At 65.5% G+C, this 15,318-nt stretch carries 13 protein-coding genes; 5 read left to right on the top strand and 8 right to left on the bottom strand.

The window, feature by feature from the left end:
- Positions 1-31 precede the first annotated feature (31 nt).
- From NYO99_RS15810 to NYO99_RS15830, 5 genes are all read right to left on the bottom strand, one after another.
- Positions 32-1,585, bottom strand: coding sequence for a DEAD/DEAH box helicase (locus NYO99_RS15810; RefSeq protein ID WP_268168209.1), 1,554 nt, complete (start codon positions 1,583-1,585; stop codon positions 32-34).
- 14 nt (positions 1,586-1,599) lie between these two features.
- Entirely contained in the window at positions 1,600-2,118 is a 519-nt protein-coding gene (locus NYO99_RS15815) for a hypothetical protein (protein ID WP_268168210.1), read from the bottom strand.
- Entirely contained in the window at positions 2,108-2,719 is a 612-nt protein-coding gene (locus NYO99_RS15820) for a hypothetical protein (RefSeq protein WP_268168211.1), read from the bottom strand. The genes NYO99_RS15815 and NYO99_RS15820 overlap by 11 nt, the downstream gene beginning before the upstream one ends.
- Before the next feature lie 1,450 nt (positions 2,720-4,169).
- Positions 4,170-5,114 (bottom strand): hypothetical protein, encoded by a 945-nt coding sequence (locus NYO99_RS15825; RefSeq protein ID WP_268168212.1) that lies wholly within the window; start codon positions 5,112-5,114, stop codon positions 4,170-4,172.
- Between the two features lie 41 nt (positions 5,115-5,155).
- Positions 5,156-5,653 carry a type I-E CRISPR-associated protein Cas6/Cse3/CasE gene (locus NYO99_RS15830; protein WP_268168213.1) on the bottom strand — a complete coding sequence of 166 codons (498 nt, stop codon included), beginning with the start codon at positions 5,651-5,653 and terminating at the stop codon, positions 5,156-5,158.
- A 326-nt stretch (positions 5,654-5,979) separates the two neighbouring features.
- On the opposite strand from NYO99_RS15830, the gene NYO99_RS15835 reads away from it, so the two are divergent.
- From NYO99_RS15835 to NYO99_RS15855, 5 genes are all read left to right on the top strand, one after another.
- Positions 5,980-6,408: a hypothetical protein gene (locus NYO99_RS15835; protein ID WP_268168214.1), complete on the top strand. Its 429-nt coding sequence runs from the start codon at positions 5,980-5,982 to the stop codon at positions 6,406-6,408.
- Positions 6,405-6,665: a hypothetical protein gene (locus NYO99_RS15840; RefSeq protein ID WP_268168215.1), complete on the top strand. Its 261-nt coding sequence runs from the start codon at positions 6,405-6,407 to the stop codon at positions 6,663-6,665. Before NYO99_RS15835 ends, NYO99_RS15840 begins: the two co-directional genes overlap by 4 nt.
- A 132-nt stretch (positions 6,666-6,797) precedes the next feature.
- Positions 6,798-7,013, top strand: coding sequence for a hypothetical protein (locus tag NYO99_RS15845; protein WP_268168216.1), 216 nt, complete (start codon positions 6,798-6,800; stop codon positions 7,011-7,013).
- A gap of 44 nt (positions 7,014-7,057) precedes the next feature.
- Positions 7,058-7,453 (top strand): DUF2513 domain-containing protein, encoded by a 396-nt coding sequence (locus NYO99_RS15850; RefSeq protein WP_268168217.1) that lies wholly within the window; start codon positions 7,058-7,060, stop codon positions 7,451-7,453.
- 427 nt (positions 7,454-7,880) lie between these two features.
- The gene (locus tag NYO99_RS15855; RefSeq protein ID WP_268168218.1) at positions 7,881-8,699 is read left to right on the top strand and encodes an HDOD domain-containing protein; all 819 of its coding nucleotides are present in this window, start codon (positions 7,881-7,883) and stop codon (positions 8,697-8,699) included.
- Between the two features lie 4 nt (positions 8,700-8,703).
- On the opposite strand, the gene NYO99_RS15860 is transcribed toward NYO99_RS15855, so the two are convergent.
- Genes NYO99_RS15860 through NYO99_RS15870 form a run of 3 tightly spaced genes read right to left on the bottom strand, consistent with a single transcriptional unit; the run spans position 8,704 to position 15,264 of the window.
- Entirely contained in the window at positions 8,704-12,327 is a 3,624-nt protein-coding gene (locus tag NYO99_RS15860; RefSeq protein ID WP_268168219.1) for a bifunctional diguanylate cyclase/phosphodiesterase, read from the bottom strand.
- Positions 12,328-12,342: 15 nt separating this feature from the next.
- The gene (locus NYO99_RS15865) at positions 12,343-13,365 is read right to left on the bottom strand and encodes an alpha/beta fold hydrolase (protein ID WP_268168220.1); all 1,023 of its coding nucleotides are present in this window, start codon (positions 13,363-13,365) and stop codon (positions 12,343-12,345) included.
- Between the two features lie 18 nt (positions 13,366-13,383).
- Entirely contained in the window at positions 13,384-15,264 is a 1,881-nt protein-coding gene (locus NYO99_RS15870) for a hypothetical protein (protein WP_268168221.1), read from the bottom strand.
- Positions 15,265-15,318 lie beyond the last annotated feature (54 nt).

The raw sequence follows: 15,318 nt of genomic DNA on the forward strand, positions 1-15,318 counted from the left end.
GGGGCCCCTGGCTGGGGCTAGTGGCGCCAACTCAGTCCAATTCAGCACCCGAGGTGGCACGGCTCACCCCGCGTGCCTGCTGCCTCAACTGGTGATGCGCCTCGGCGTGGTGGTTCTTGCACAGCACCGTCACATCCTTCAGGGTGGTCTTGCGGACACCTTCGGCAATCGGGTCCAGGTGGTGCACGTCCAGCAAGTGCTTCTGCGTGATGTCGCACCCTTCCCAGCGGCAACGCGTCCCGTAGTGCTTGAGTGCCGCATTGCGGAGGTTGGGGTCACGCTCCGCCTTGCTCAAGACCACCTCGGCCCGCTGCCCCTCGTCAAACTCCGTGCGGGACCCCCACGCCTCCAGAAACCGAGCGGGCACGAACTGGCCCACCTTGGATGCCCGCTGGTCCAGCATGATGATGGTGCATGCCGCATCGGGGGACCTCAGCCCGCGCCCAATCACCTGGCGAAGGCGGCGCTGGGCCATCGTGCGGGCATCGAGGTAGCTGCTCACCACCTCACCATCGAGGACCACGGGCTGGCCGAAAGGGACGGTGGGCACAACGATGCTGCGCCAAGGCACAGGCACATCCAGACCAGCCCACGCGCCAGCCTTGATGAGTACGTCATCCCGCGCCCCGACGGCAGCAAGAAGGCGGGCGGTCAACTCATGTGAGGTGGTCGCCACCAGTGTGGGCCTGGGCGCGTCTTCAATGGCCTCGACGGTGGCGTCGAACCACTCCTGGGTGCCGACCTCCAGCGCATGCAGTTGGAACTGAAGATGACCATGCTGCCGAGGCTCAATGGCGCAGGACAGCCGGCTTATCTCGCCGATGCCCATCACGTTGCGGAAGTTGTCGAACCGCTCCGAGACCGTCAGCGTTGCGCTCACAAAGGCCACCCCTGCCCTGTTCGCAACCTTGGTCAACAAGCGGCCAGGAAGCCGATGGGACAGCGCCACCGTGCCGTCATCCTCGACCCCGACCCGCTGCCAAGGCTGGGGGTCCTCCAGAACCTCCAGCATGACCCGTGCGGCGGCCCGCATTTCTGGGTCAATGACCCGGGCTGGCGCGTCAGCCACCCGCCTCAGCGTGTCGGGGACATCCGTGAACGCAATCCCAGCCTCACTCAAGGCAGCCCGCGTGATGCGCATGTCTGACTGAAGCGCCGCCATCTCTGGCAGTTGGTCGGCCTCATCGAAGACCAGGTAGTCCCGCCCCAGGGCCCCACAGTATTCGCCTCGCAAACGCTGGTCGATGATGACGGCCGCCGAGGTGCAGACCATCACCCGCGCTGCCTGTGCTGCTGCCCGCCTGGCCTCGTAATCTGCGCGCTTGTCAAACATCGCCGCCGGCCTGAAGTCCACCACATCCAAGCCAACGGCCGCGAGGTCTGCACTGGCCAGCAGTTGGTCGATGAGTTGGTGCGTGGGCAACACCAAGGCCACCCGGTGCCCGCTCATGACGACGGCGTGCAGGTAGGCGCGGGTCTTGCCGATGCCCGTCCCGCCCTCCAGCAGCAACGGGGCATCCTGCAGTGCCATGTGCTTGCCAAGCAAGGCTGCAAAGTCGGCCTGCTCGGTCGAACGGAACTTCACAACGCTCCCAGCGGTCATGCCGTCACTTGGCTCCGTGCTGCACCACTGGCCTTGGCCCGGTCCGCCTTGAGTCTCCACAGGACCTTGTGGGTGCGGCTGCCGGTTGCAGGGTCGGGCTCGGCAGTCCAGTCGAACACCTCCATGCCTTTCGGGCCGCAGATCACCACATGCCGCAGGTCCAAGGTTCTCGCCAGGTTGCCGGCCGGAATGGGCTTCTTGTCGAACTCCAGCAACATCACCGGCCTGCCATCGAAGGCCTCCAGGCAATCCAGCCATGCCTCGTACCGCGTGGCTTCGCTGTAGGTGATGCCCTCGGCGGCCAGCTTGAATTGCATCGTGGCGCCCGCCTCCGTCAGCACGGCCCATCCTGAGGCGATCCGCTGAGGAGGTCCCCCCTTCGCCATGCGGTGGCCGCTTGACAGGGCCCGCTGCGCATCGCCCAGTGCATCACCGCTGGGCTCGACCAGGCGACAGCCGAGCAGGCGATTGAAAAAGTCCAGGGACGACTCGGGCATCGTGACCTCAGCAGACATAGCAGGGGGCCTTGTGTCGGGGGTCCCAGTACGCAGGACGCCAGCAAACATCGGCCAGCACATGCTTGTGCTCGCCCTTCCAGAGCCACGCCGGCACAGGCCGCAATGGCTCATCGGCGTAACCGACCACACCATCGAGGTCCCCATCCGTGATGCTCCACTGGAGGACCTCGGTGCTGCGCTTCTTGCCAATCATGGGGAGTGCCTCCAGCAGCGGCCAAATGGCATCGGGGTCCCCCTCGCAACTCCAGCTCACTTGGTCCGCATCGAAGGCGCGGTAGCTGCTCAGGATGTTGTCGGGCATGTTGGAGAACGCCCGATGGACGTTGCCGGCCGCGTTCTTCTTGAGCCAGGGAAACAACTCTGGCCCGGGTCGCATGCCCTGCACGATGGCTCGGCGGCCCACCTGAAGCGGCTCCAACAACGCCGCGCTGGCGTGGTACATGCCCCCCGTGCGGGCCAGAGGCAGCCGCTCATGGGCCTGCTCCAGGTCTTGGGTCTGTGCGAACACAGCCGCTGCCAGAAGCCCGTCGAACGTCATGTAGCCCCCGCCGGAAATCAACGGCCCCTTGATGCGGGCCGTCACGGTCAAGGTTTTCAATGCAATGTCCTTCCAAGGTCATGGGGCCGGCGCTCCAGTTGGTCCCCTAGCAACCACCCATCTACCGGGTGGCTTGAACAAGCACGACCAACTGGACGAGCGACAGCCGGTTCCAGGAGCCACCCATCTACCGGGTGGCTTGAACAGTCCCGCCAGGCTTGGCACGCCGGATACCGTTCCAGGAGCCACGCATCTACCCGGTGGCTTGAACCAGCTGGGAACGGCAGTTCTCGGTCAAGGAGTTCCAGGAGCCACCCATCTACCGGGTGGCTTGAACAGGCGAGGGGATGACGACGCTGGCCTGCTTGTTCTAGGAGCCACCCACATACCGGGTGGCTTGAACGTTGAACCCGGCACATTCCCGCTGGCTCATGTTCCAGGAACCACCCATCTACCGGGTGGCTTGAACCGGCTCCGACGCCCACTACACGCCTGGCCCGTTCCAGGAGCCACCCATCTACCGGGTGGCTTGAACGCGGCGCCTGGGTGCGCCCCGAGTTCCCCAGTTCCAGGAACCACCCATCTACCGGGTGGCTTGAACGTGGCTTCACAGCCGTTGATGCTGGCACTGGTTCCAGGAACCACCCATCTACCGGGTGGCTTGAACGTCGACGCAGCGCAGGTGTGGGGGCATTCCGTTCCAGGAGCCACCCATCTACCGGGTGGCTTGAACTGACGCGGCCGGCTACGTGGCGAAGTACATGTTCCAGGAGCCACCCATCTACCGGGTGGCTTGAACGGAAGAACCTGTCAGCCCGAAAGAGCGGTCGTTCCAGGAGCCACCCGTCTACCGGGTGGCTTGAACCGACGGCGTGATTGGCCCGCAGACGATCACGTTCCAGGAGCCACCCATCTACCGGGTGGCTTGAACCCCGCTCCAGTGCTCGTAACTCTTGGTCTGGTTCCAGGAGCCACCCATCTACCAGGTGGCTTGAACCGGTGCAATGGACAGCGGCGGCACCAACACGTTCCAGGAGCCACCCATCTACCGGGTGGCTTGAACGCCGCTGACATCGCTGACGCCCAGCTCTGGGTTCCAGGAACCACCCATCTACCGGGTGGCTTGAACTGGCCTGGTGGGCTACTTCAGCGCCGTCGGGTTCCAGGAACCACCCATCTACCGGGTGGCTTGAACCAAGGCCGCGGCGCGCTTTGGCACCGACTAGTTCCAGGAACCACCCATCTACCGGGTGGCTTGAACCTGCTGGCTCTGCGCCCACGGGGCCGACGAGTTCCAGGAACCACCCATCTACCGGGTGGCTTGAACGGCTACGACCGAATGCACCTCGCGTCTTTGGTTCCAGGAACCACCCATCTACCGGGTGGCTTGAACCGGGCCGCCGTCGTTGACGGGTGCAGGCTGGTTCCAGGAACCACCCATCTACCGGGTGGCTTGAACTCGATAACTGCAAGTCCATGACGCTGTTCAGCTTTCAGGCAGTAGGGCAGTTCAAAAACGCTCCACCTGCATGGCCTGCCAGCCCTGTGTCGTGACGATGCTGTGCAAAGCGCCATCCACCCTCACGACAAACCGGCCGCCCACCTCCCCGCAGCCCCGCGCCACCTGGGCGCCCAGCAGGGGCCGCCTGGACAATGCATCGAGGCCGACGAGCAGCAAATCCAGGTCTCGCTCGCGGGCACGCTCGACGACCAGCTTTCCCGACAGCGCCAGCCCTGAGGGCAGCGCATAGAACGTCGTGATGGTGCGGCTGCTGTTCTGCATGTCCCCCATTGCAGCCTTGGCACTGGCGGCCTTGGCTTCAGCTTCCGCGAGGGCGGCCTCCAGGTCTGCCGCGTCCGTACCTGCTTTTTTCGCCTTGCGCAACTTTGCCTTGATGCCACTGACCAGGGCCTCCGCAGCCGCACGGTCCGCGTTTGCATCGGAGCGGCCAAAGTAGGCCGCACGGTCACCGTCGGTCAGTGCCTCCAGCACGCCCTCCGTGTCCTCCAAGTCCTTGCGGGTGCCCGTGATGGGCTCTGGCAACACCGGAACGGCGGGCATGAAGTTGGAGACCAGCAGGCGGCTCTTGAACGACCACCGGCCAAACAAATCGAGGATGGGGTCGGCTTCACGCTCCTTGGACATTTGCAGCAAGTCCACCTCTTCTTTGCCATCACCAGCCTGGCCCAGGATGTCGCTGTACGCCTGCTGCATCGTGGTGTTGCCAGGACCTCGGGCCTGCATGGCCGCCATCGACACGGCCCGCCGCAAGAACCCACGCACGGTGCTGGCGGGCAGGTATCCGGTGCGTCGGAGTTGGCCCGCATCGTCCAGGCCCACCGCAGTCACGGGGAAGTTCTTCCACTCGTTCTCCTGCTGCCCCTCGGCGACAGGCATGGCGATGGACAGCGGCGCCACCGTGGTGATGGTGGCCTCGATAAGGATGGTGTTCATAGCAGTCTCTCCCTCGTGATTGGCTTGTGGTCTGCCGCTGGTCACAGGCACAACATGCCCATACCGAACGCTTTGCCTGTGCTACCCACGCCTTGGCTCAGTGCCTCGCCAAAACGCTCGACATCCAGGACCTTCAGGACCCCGGTGAAATCGGTCTGGTCAATGGAGAACCTGCGCCCCGATGCCTCGATGAGGGCCATGCGGGCAGTGCAATGCACCGAGATGACCTCAAACCCGTGCAGTGCGGCCTTGCGGTCAAGCCAGGCATGCCGGCTGCGCCAGTCATTCGTCGGCCAGTACCGATGGCGCCCTTTGACCTTGGCACCAGTTGATGCCCTCAGCGTGAAGCCCAGGATGCTGCCGACCGAGAACTCCCGCAGGGGCACGGGGGTAGCGCCCTCCAGGGGCTCGGCGACACGGACCACCAGGTGGTCCCCTCGGTCAACGAACTGGGCCGCCTTGCCATCCAGGAGGCCGGCAACAGCTCGATGCACTGCGTAGCCAGTCAACGCTGCCGGCTTGGTGATGATGTGATCCACGTCGCTCCCTTGCGAATCTCTGCCCGTGTGACTGCGATGTTAGACGGCCAGCTTTGCAGTGCATGAGGCGCAACCCTGACCGCGCAGCTCTGCTGATCCGCCTCAGCCCTCAGGGAGCCCGGCCTAGTCCTCCAGGCCGGTCAACAGCAGCGGGAACAGGCGAGTGCCCTGAAGACCCACTACCGGGGGCACGGCCCTCCAAGCGGAGCGTGACCTCGCCTATCGGTCCTCGGCTGACTTTGCCCCCTGACTCGGCACAGCATGGGTCGAATACTGTATAAACATACAGCATGTGGGTGGATGCAATCAGGACAAGGCAGCGAGGCATGAAGCTGGCGCAGGCCGAACTGGAAATGATGGTGCCGCAGCGCGGCCGCCTGTGGGTCTCCGTGATGCGCGGCTGGGCCGACGACGGCGAGCGCAGGCCCCTGACCGCTTCGCTGCTGGGCTCGCGGGGCGAGGATCGGCTCATCTGGCAACTCGACAAAGTGCGGGTCAAGGTAAGGGACGGCCAAATCATGGTCTTGGGTTACGAAGACCTTGGGACCCACTACAAGAGCCCGAAGCTGTTCCCCCAGGTCTGGTGGTGTGACCCGGTGCGTGAGGCTGTGGATGACGCGGAGGCCCGCGCCAAGGCCCGATTTCCACCCACCGCCGGCAAGGGCAAGCCAAGGGCCGTGCCCGCGCCTGACATCGACCCCAGGGGCATGGTGCCGGCCTGGGTGCATGACGTTCCTCCAGGAGGTCCCCCATGACCTACGACGACACCCACCTGAAGCCTTTCCAACTCACCGGAATCGACGCGGCCGCCTTCGACATGGGCGTGATGACCGACGACTCCGGCAAGCCGATGCGCTACCTGTACAGCACACCACTCCCGGGGCATGCTTACCGCGTGGGCTGCACCCGCTGGCGCCGGCTGGTGGTCCGTGTGGACGATGTGGACGCCCCTGGCATCGAGGAGCGCGTGCTGGACGCGCTGGGCATCGAGTTGATGGATGTGCCGTTCTGACCCGGCTTCCCCCTTTTGGGGGATACGAGGGGGATACGGGGGGGGCGCCATCCCCCATCGCTCCCACCTCTGGGTGATAGCTGCCACACCGGCTGAGGCCGAGACTGGCTCTACCAACACGAAGCGCCGGTCATGCAAACCACCACCATCTCTACTCGCACCGCTGCCCTGCTGCACCGGATGCCCCGCTGGTTCACCGCCCAGGCTGTGGATGCGGCCAGGGTCGGCCGAGAACGTCAGGCACGTGCGGATGGCAACCGCGAGTTGGAGTTCCTGTGCGGGGTCGAGGTGGTCGAGTCGGACTTCGGGGAGTGGCTGGACACGGTGGCGACGTTCAGCCAGCGATGATGGGCGCACGGCGACCACCGCCAGCCACATAAACGGGAGAGGTAATGAAGCGCGACATGGAACTGGTCAGGACGATCCTGCTGACCTTGGCTGCCGTGCCTGAGGGGCAGCACATACCTAATCCGCTGGTGATTGATGGGCACACTGAACAGGCAGTAGGCCATCACGTCTCTCTGATGGGACAGGCGGGACTTCTTAAGATTGCAGACATCACGACGATGAGCGACGCATTCAGCCAGGCGCTTCCGCTGGAAATCACTTGGAAGGGCCACGACTTCATTGAAACGATGCAGTCGCAAGAGGTGTGGGAGCGGACCAAGCAGGCCATGAAGGAGGCGGGCGGCGGCGGCTTCAGCATGATGATGGAGTTCGGCAAGAAGGTAGCCGAGGGCTTCCTGAAGAAGAAGCTGAAAGACGCGACCGGCATCGACTTGGGGTAGGCGCCGAGGCTGGACAGAAGTGGTTCGCTGCGGCTTGCAGAGGGGGTACTATCCAGGCTCGCCGCGTGACAGATAACTGTGACAGTTGGAGGCCGGCAGAAGTGAACTAAGTAGTTGATTTCAAAGGGAAATTAGTAAAAACTTCTTGAGTTCGAATCTCACCGCTTCCGCCAGGAACCCAATAGCAGAGCGCCCAAATGGGCGCTTTTCTTTTTTCCGCCATCCCGTCCACCAACGCAAACCGGATTGCATGGGCGCGTGCAGTGGCCGCCGTGGTGACGGCCCGGCGCGGTCCTGCCCCTTCGCGCAGTAGACTGATTGCGCAACGTTCAGCGCACCATGAGCGGCGCGGGCACAGCCCCCCCCCCCCCCCCCCCCCCCCGCAGGCGGCGGCCCTCCATCTGCGTGCAACGACCGCGAGGCTAGCTTGGACGAATCGATGGCAGGTGCGGCCCGGCACGCCCTGAATCTTGAGTTGCCAGCGCCCCCCTTGGCGCTTCTGCAGATGGCCGCCTTGCTGGCTGAACCCAGCTGCGACATCGACGCCCTCGCCGACATTATCGAAACCGATATGGCGCTGAGCGCGGCCCTGCTCAGAACCGTCAATTCCGCATTCTTCAAGCTTTCTGGACGCGTGCAGACGGTGCGCGAGGCGATCACCTACCTGGGCTATCGCGAAGTCGGCTCGATCACGCTCCAGAATGGCCTGCGCGCCGCGTTCCCGCCGGCGCCGGAGCTCGAGTCGCTTTGGCAGCGGTCCACGGAACGCAGTCGATGGATGGGTGCCGTGGCTCAGGCGCTCGGGTTTGATGCGTGGGCGGCGCACTCGGCCGGCCTGTTCGAGGAATGCGGCAAGGCCTTGCTGTTTCGCCATGCGACTTCGGCCTACCGATCGATCTGGCAGCAGGCGCCGACCGACGACGCCGCGCTGGTGCTGCATGAGATGCAGGCGTTTGGCGCTTCGCACGACATCCTCGGCGCTGCCTTGTGCGAAACCTGGGGCTTGCAGGCTGCAGCCGCACACAGCGTGCGCTGTCATGTGGCCATGCACGCCACGCTCGCACTTTCCGGCCCAGTCGGACATCGGCGCATCGCGGCGGTCTCCGTGCTTGCACATCACGCCACGAAACCCGCCCATGAACTTGAGCGCTGCATCGAGAGCATCGCGCAGCAGCTGGAACTGCCCAGTGCACGGATCAGAGCTGCCATTCCGTCGCCGCGCGCACGCGCAGAAACATCCACGTGAAACGTCACTGACCTGACTTGGCCGGTTCAGCGAGCAACGCGTCGATGGGCTCGGGCCGGTGGATCAGGTAGCCCTGGGCGTAATCCACGCCGATCAGCTGAAGTCGGTGCAAGGCATCGGCGCTGTCCACGAACTCCGCCACGGTCTTGATGCCCATCAGCTGCGCGACGTCGACAAAGCAACGCACGGCGGCATCGTCCAAGGCCTCCGTCACCAGGTTGCGGATGTACTGGCCGTCGATCTTGAGATAGTCCACCTGCAAAGCCTTCAGGTAGCCAAACGACGAGGCGCCAGCGCCGAAGTCGTCCAGCGACACCTTCACGCCCGCCTGTCGAACCTGGCCGATGAACACCGCGGCGTCCGCCAGGTTGGTTACCGCAGCGGTTTCAGTGATCTCCAGACACAGCCTGCTGCACACCGCGGGCCCGGCATCCGCGAGCAGTTCCAGCACCCAGCCATGAAACGCGCGGTCACCAACGGATCGCCCTGACAAATTGACGCTCAGGCTCTCGATGCCGCAGGGCTGCGCGCGACTGCGCAGCCAGGCGACCGCCCGACTCAAGACCCAGCGGTCAATCCGCGAGACCAGATGGAAACGCTCGGCAGCCGGAAGAAACGAACCCGGCTGAACCCACGAGCCATCGTCATTGCGCATGCGCAGCAGCACCTCTGCATGCAGGCCCTGGGCCTGCCCGTTCAGGCACTCGAAGCGCTGCGCGAACAACGCAAAACCGTCGTGATCCAGCGCGCTCTCGATGCGAGACGTCCATTGAATCTCGTGGCTGCGAGCCCGCATGGCGGCATCCGTGTCGAACCAAGCGTGCACCCGATTGCGACCGGCCTCCTTGGCGGCGTAGCAGGAGGTGTCCGCGGCCTGCTGGATCGCTGCCGTGCTGGCCCAGCGCTTGTCCACCGGCACCAGGCCGATGCTCGTGCCGATGCGAAACCGACGGTCTTCGTGGATGAATCGGAAATCGTCCATGCGGTCGCAGATCTTCTGCGCCACACGGCCTGCCTGCTCCATGTTGCAGTGCTCGAGGATGATCGCGAACTCGTCGCCGCCCAAGCGGGCCAGGGTGTCACGTGCTCGCACGGCATCACCCAGCAGCTTGCTGACCTGTTGCAGAAGTTGGTCGCCGACGGAGTGGCCGCAAGCGTCGTTGACCAGCTTGAACTGGTCCAGGTCGATGTACATCAACGCATGCTGGCTGTCGTGCTCCTGGGCGTGCCGCAGCGTTCGGAGCATGCGCGTCTCGAACTCGGCGCGGTTGACCAAGCCCGTCAGTGCATCGTGGGTGGCGCGGTAGGTCATCTCGCCGCTCAGGCGGCGCTGTTCGCTGACGTCGTGGAACACCAGCACCACGCCCAGCATCTCACCCTGGGCGTTCAGGATGGGCGCAGCCGAGTCCTGGATGCCGTACTCGGTGCCGTCCTTGGAGATCAGCAGCGTCTGGTGCGCCAGGCCGACGATGCGCCCTTCGGCCAAGCAGGCGGCGACCGGGTCAGGTGCCGACTCGCGCGTCTCTTCATTGACGATGTGGAAAACCTGCAGCAAGGGACGCCCCACCGCCTCGGAGGACAGCCATCCGGTCATGCGCTCGGCCACCGGATTGAGCCAGCTGATGAGCCCGGCAGCATCGGTCGTGATCACGGCGTCACCGATCGAGCGCAGCGTCACCCGCATCAGCTCATGCTGATCGGCCAATTGCATGCTCAGCCTGGACAGCGCCTCGTCACGCCGCTTGCGCTCGGAAATGTCGATGTGGATGCCGTAAACCCACTCCGGGCGCCCATCTGGTGTGCGGGTGATCAGACGCCCGCGGTCTTCCACCCAGATCCAGTGCCCATCCCGATGCCTCAACCGGGCTTCGGTGATGTAGGCGTCCGAGCGCCCCGCGAAGTGGTCCCGCAGCAGTCGCCTGGTGTGGGGCAACTCATCCGGATGCGCAATATCGACACGGAACTGGTTGGTCACCGTGCCCAGTTCGTCAAGCGACCACCCGAGGATGGTCGCCCATCGCGGGTTGACGATCACCTCACCGGTCTGAACGTTCCACTCCCACGTCCCCGCGTTCGTGCTTTCGATCAGGTTGCGCAGGCGCTCATGCTCGCGGGCCAGTTCGCGCTCCGCGCGACGGCGCAAGGTCACATCCTGGACCACGGACAGGCTGCGTTCACCGTCGACCAGCCCATCGCGCTCGAGGATGGCCGACAGGAGCACGTCGACGATCTCGCCCCCGCGGGTCACCATCTCATAGGGCACATCGTCGCAGCGGCCGAGCTTGAAGAAGGCGGGCAGCACCTCCTCGCGCGCCCGCCGCCGGGAATCGTCCGTGAGGAAGTCTGTGATGGGTCGACCGATCACCTCGCTGCGTTCGTAGCCCAAACGGGCCAGCCACGCATCGCTGACGTGCAGCAGGCGTCCTTGCGCGTCGATCGAATGCAGCAGCGCCGGCGTGGTTTCGTACATCGAGCGCAGACGCCCCTTGGCGGCCAGCAGGGCTTGCTGCTGCTCTTTGCGCAGGCTGATCTCCTGCACCGTGCCCCGCAGTCCTTGGACCTTGCCCTTCGAATGACGGACAAGCTCGCCGCGCGCATCCACCCAGCCCACGGAGCCATCCGGGCGCCAGTACCTGAGCTCCATCTCATACGGTTCGCCCGACACCAAGGCAGACTCGACCTGCCGACGCAGGCGCTCAAAATCCTCCGGCAGGTAGAGCGCCGACTGCTCGACGAAGCTGGGTGCCGGGCCGTTTGGATCCCGCCCGAAAATCGCGAACAGCTGCGGCGACCAGGCAACCACATCCCCCTCAACGCGCCAGGTCCAACTGCCGATCTGGCCCAGGCGCTGCGCCTCTTCCAGCACCGTCTGGCTTTGCTTCAGGGCAGTCACGTCATTGACGAGCACGAAGAAGCCCTGCACCTCCCCGTCCACCAGATCAGGGATGTAGTGCGCCAGCGTGTGCGCCGTGCTGCCGTCCGCCCTGGCCAGACTGCGCTCGAAGATCTGCTCCTGCCCGGCGAGCGCGCCCAGGATGTATGGCTCGTTCAGCGCGAAGACGCTGCCGCCCAGCAGATCGCGAAGCGAGGTGCCCATCAATTGGTCAGGGTCCTGCCCAAACCAATCGAGGTAGGACCTGTTCGCAAACCGGCAGCGCAGGTCCTTGTCCCAGTACCCAACCAGCCCCGGAATCGCATCCGTGACGCCCTTGATGAATCGCTGCTGATGCAGCAGCGCCTGATTCCGGGACTCGGCCAGGTTGCGCTGCTCCACCAACTCGGCCTCGAAGCGATGCCGATCGACAGCTGAAAAGATCGTCCAGTAGTAGGCCGGCCCGCCCTGGTGCTGCCCCAGGCGGGCATTCAACAGCACCGGCAGCCTGGCGCTGCCTTCACCCTTGAATTGCAGGTGGATCTCGTTCAACCGCCCATCGCGCAACAAGGTCGGCCACAGGTGCGTCTGCAGGAAGATCCGACTGGCCGGCGGCAGCAGGTCCTCGATTGAACTCCCGACCAGGCCGTGCCGGGAGGCGCCCACCAGTTCAGCGAGACCTGCATTGACGCCCAGGATGCGTCCCGCACGGTCGGTGATCACCACGGCGCATGGGAGCTCGTCCAGGAGTTCCATCACTCAGCAGTGATCTCAGACGGCGGCGGCGGGAGCCAGGTACTGCTGCATCGCTTCGATGACCAGCGCCGGGTTGCTCAGGTGCGCACAGTGCCCTTCGACGTCCAGAACCCGCAAGGTGCTCTGCGGCATCTGTGCATGCATGTATTCACCCACGCCCAGGGGCGCCAGACTGTCTTTGCGGTGCTGCAGCAGCAGCGAGGGCACCGGCACGCGGTGCAGGTCTGCGCGGTTGTCCGCAAAGAAGGTGGCCCGCGCAAACACGCGCGCCACGGCCGGGTCCGTCGAGCAGAAGCTTTCGTTCAAGGTGCCCGCCACGGCGTCGCCGCCGGAGGCGCCCGCCACGACGGGCGCCAGGTATTGCGCCCAGCCCATGTAGTTTTGATCCAGCAAGGTCAGCAGGCCTTCAAGGTCTTCCGGCTCGAAGCCGCCCAGATACGCTGGCGGGTCATTCAGGAACGATGGCGAAGGCCCGATCAAGATGAGTCGGTTGAACAAGGCGGGGCGCTGGATGGACGCCAGCATGCCGATGCTGCAGCTCACCGAATGCCCAACGAAGGTCACGTCTTCCGTCAGGCCCAGCGCGTCACACACGTCCAGCACATCACGCGCGTAGCCCGTGAGGTTGGCGTAACGCAGCGGATCGAACGCTGTGCGATCGGAATTGCCGCTGCCAACGTAGTCGAACACGACCTGGCGGTGGGTTTCTGCAAACGCCGGCAGGATGTGGTTCCACATCTCCCGGTTGCAGCCGAAGCCGTGGGCGTAGAGCAGAACAGGCCCGCGATCGCCCAGGACTTCCACGTTGTTGCGCTTGAGAAGGTTCATGGGACTTTTCATGGGCAACGGGGGCGCAGCACAGCGAGCATCACAAGTCGCTTGCTCATCAGGCAGCGCCGCGACTTTAATCAACTTCAGCGGCACCGCAGACGCGTGTCGAGGTTTCGCCAGCGCGGACGACTCGCGGGCGAACAGCGCTCGCTCAGCGTCACCGCCGGCGCCAATCGCCAGGCGTCTGGGCTGGTGCTGAGCGCCCATGCTGGCGCCCGGGCCATGTCAGGGCTGCGCCGTGTAGCGCGTGTGCAAGCGCCGGCCCTGCGGGTCCATGGCCTGCAGCCACAACTCGGTGGTGACCGTGACGGCCGGCGTGAACGGCGTGGCGAGCGTGACGCTGGTCTTGGGCGGCAGCGGCACGGCCGTGTCCAGCACCGTGGGGGCGCTGCCGTCGGTGGGGCGAAAGACTCGCTTGATCTCGATGAGGCGCAGGTCCGGATTGGCGGCCGCCCAGGTGCGCCAGTCGAGCTGCAGCGTGCTGCCCTGCAGGTCGATCGCGCGCAGCAGTGCACTGCTGTTGACCGTGTCCAGCGCCGGGAAGCGCGCGGCGGCCGGCTCGCCGGGCACGTCCGCGTTCAGGTAAATGCTGCGGTCTTCCAGCGCCGTGGTGACAAGGAACTTGGCGCCTCGCGTGCTGTCCACGCCGCCCACCCAGCCGATGGCGGCGCGCTGGATGGCGATGTCGGCCACGCCGCCGGTGGGCACGACGCTGGCCGTGCCCGCGGCGGAGGACATGCACAGCAGGCTGCGGCCGCAGTCGCGAAAGGACAGGCTGAAGCCGCCGGTGAGCTGCACAGTGGCGCTGCTGATGAGCACGCTGGCGTCGGCTGCCAGCGCCTGGATCTCCACCTGCAGGCCGATGCCGGGGTTGGGGCTCTGCGTGCTGTCGGCGCTGCCGTCGGCCTTCTTGGCCGCAAAGGCCAGCGGGTGCACGGCCACTGCCAGCTTCTTGCCGTTGCCGGCCAGATTCCACTTGTGCGTGGTCGTGGCGCTCTTGTTGTAGCTGACGGCATCGCTGAAGACATCGACGATGGCGCCGGTCGAGTCGCTGACCGCCGCAGCCACCAGCACCTTGCTGCAGTCGCCGGTGGTCGCCGCGCCTTCCGCGCAGCCCAGCAGCTGGAAGCGGCCGAGCTGGCGGTTGGCGGCCGAGTAGCTGGCCAGCAGCGTGGCCAGGCCGGCGGCCGTGCGGCTGTTGTGGCGGTCGTAGCTGGTGGTCAACAGCGCATCGGCCTGAATGGCGGCGCTGTCCTTGCCCTGCACGATGAGCTTGTTCAGCGCGGCGCCCAGGTCATCCAGGCCCGACAGGTTGGGCAGCAGCTTGGAGGCGCTGGTGGCGGCCTTCAGCGTGGACGTGATGGCGTTGGCGGGCGTGGCGCCGGTGGCCTTGAGCAGTTCCGTCTGCGCTGTGGGCAGCGCCACAACCACTTCGGGCGCCGTGCTGGCGAGGAACTTGTTGCTGATCTGCAGTTGCGGCACGTTGGTGCTGGAGCGCGCAAAGTCCACGCGCACACTCTCGATCAGCAGGTCGTGCGTGCCCTTGTTGGCCGCGAAGCTCGCGTCGGCGAGCGGGTCCAGCGTCGCTGGGTCGGTGATCTTCAGGTCGGTCAGCTGGGTCTTGACCAGGGTCTTGAGGAAGTCCTTGGCGGCCGTCGTGGCGCTGGCCATCTGCGTGAGCTGGCTGGTGCTGGTGGCCGCGGCGGCGAACACCGGCGCCGGCTCGGTGCCCAGCGCGAGCGCGACGACGGCGTCACTGAGCGGCGTGACATGGCCCACCATGGTGGCGGCGACGACGGGCACGATGGAGTGCAGCACCTGCATGCGACCGGCGGCGTCCACGCCGCGCGCCTGGATGAACAGCGGCGCCGCCGGGCTGGTGGCCGACAGCGTCAGGCTGTAGCTGCCGTCCGCCGCGTGGGTGGTGGCCGAGCCGACGAGCTTGCCCTGGCCATCGACGACGCTGACCTGTGCATTCACCAGGGGCGCGCCGGTGGCTGCGATGCCGCGCAGCGTCGGCGGCGTCGTGGCTGCCGGTGTCGAGCTCGCCTCGTCCTTGCCACCACCACCGCCACACGCGGCGAGCAGCACAAGCAGGGGCAACACGAGGGCGGCAAAACGGTACGGCATGGCGCGGTCTGGAACTGGGCTTGAGCCAGT

This window comes from Roseateles hydrophilus, assembly GCF_026712245.1.
GTDB classification, from domain to species: domain Bacteria; phylum Pseudomonadota; class Gammaproteobacteria; order Burkholderiales; family Burkholderiaceae_C; genus Pelomonas; species Pelomonas hydrophilus.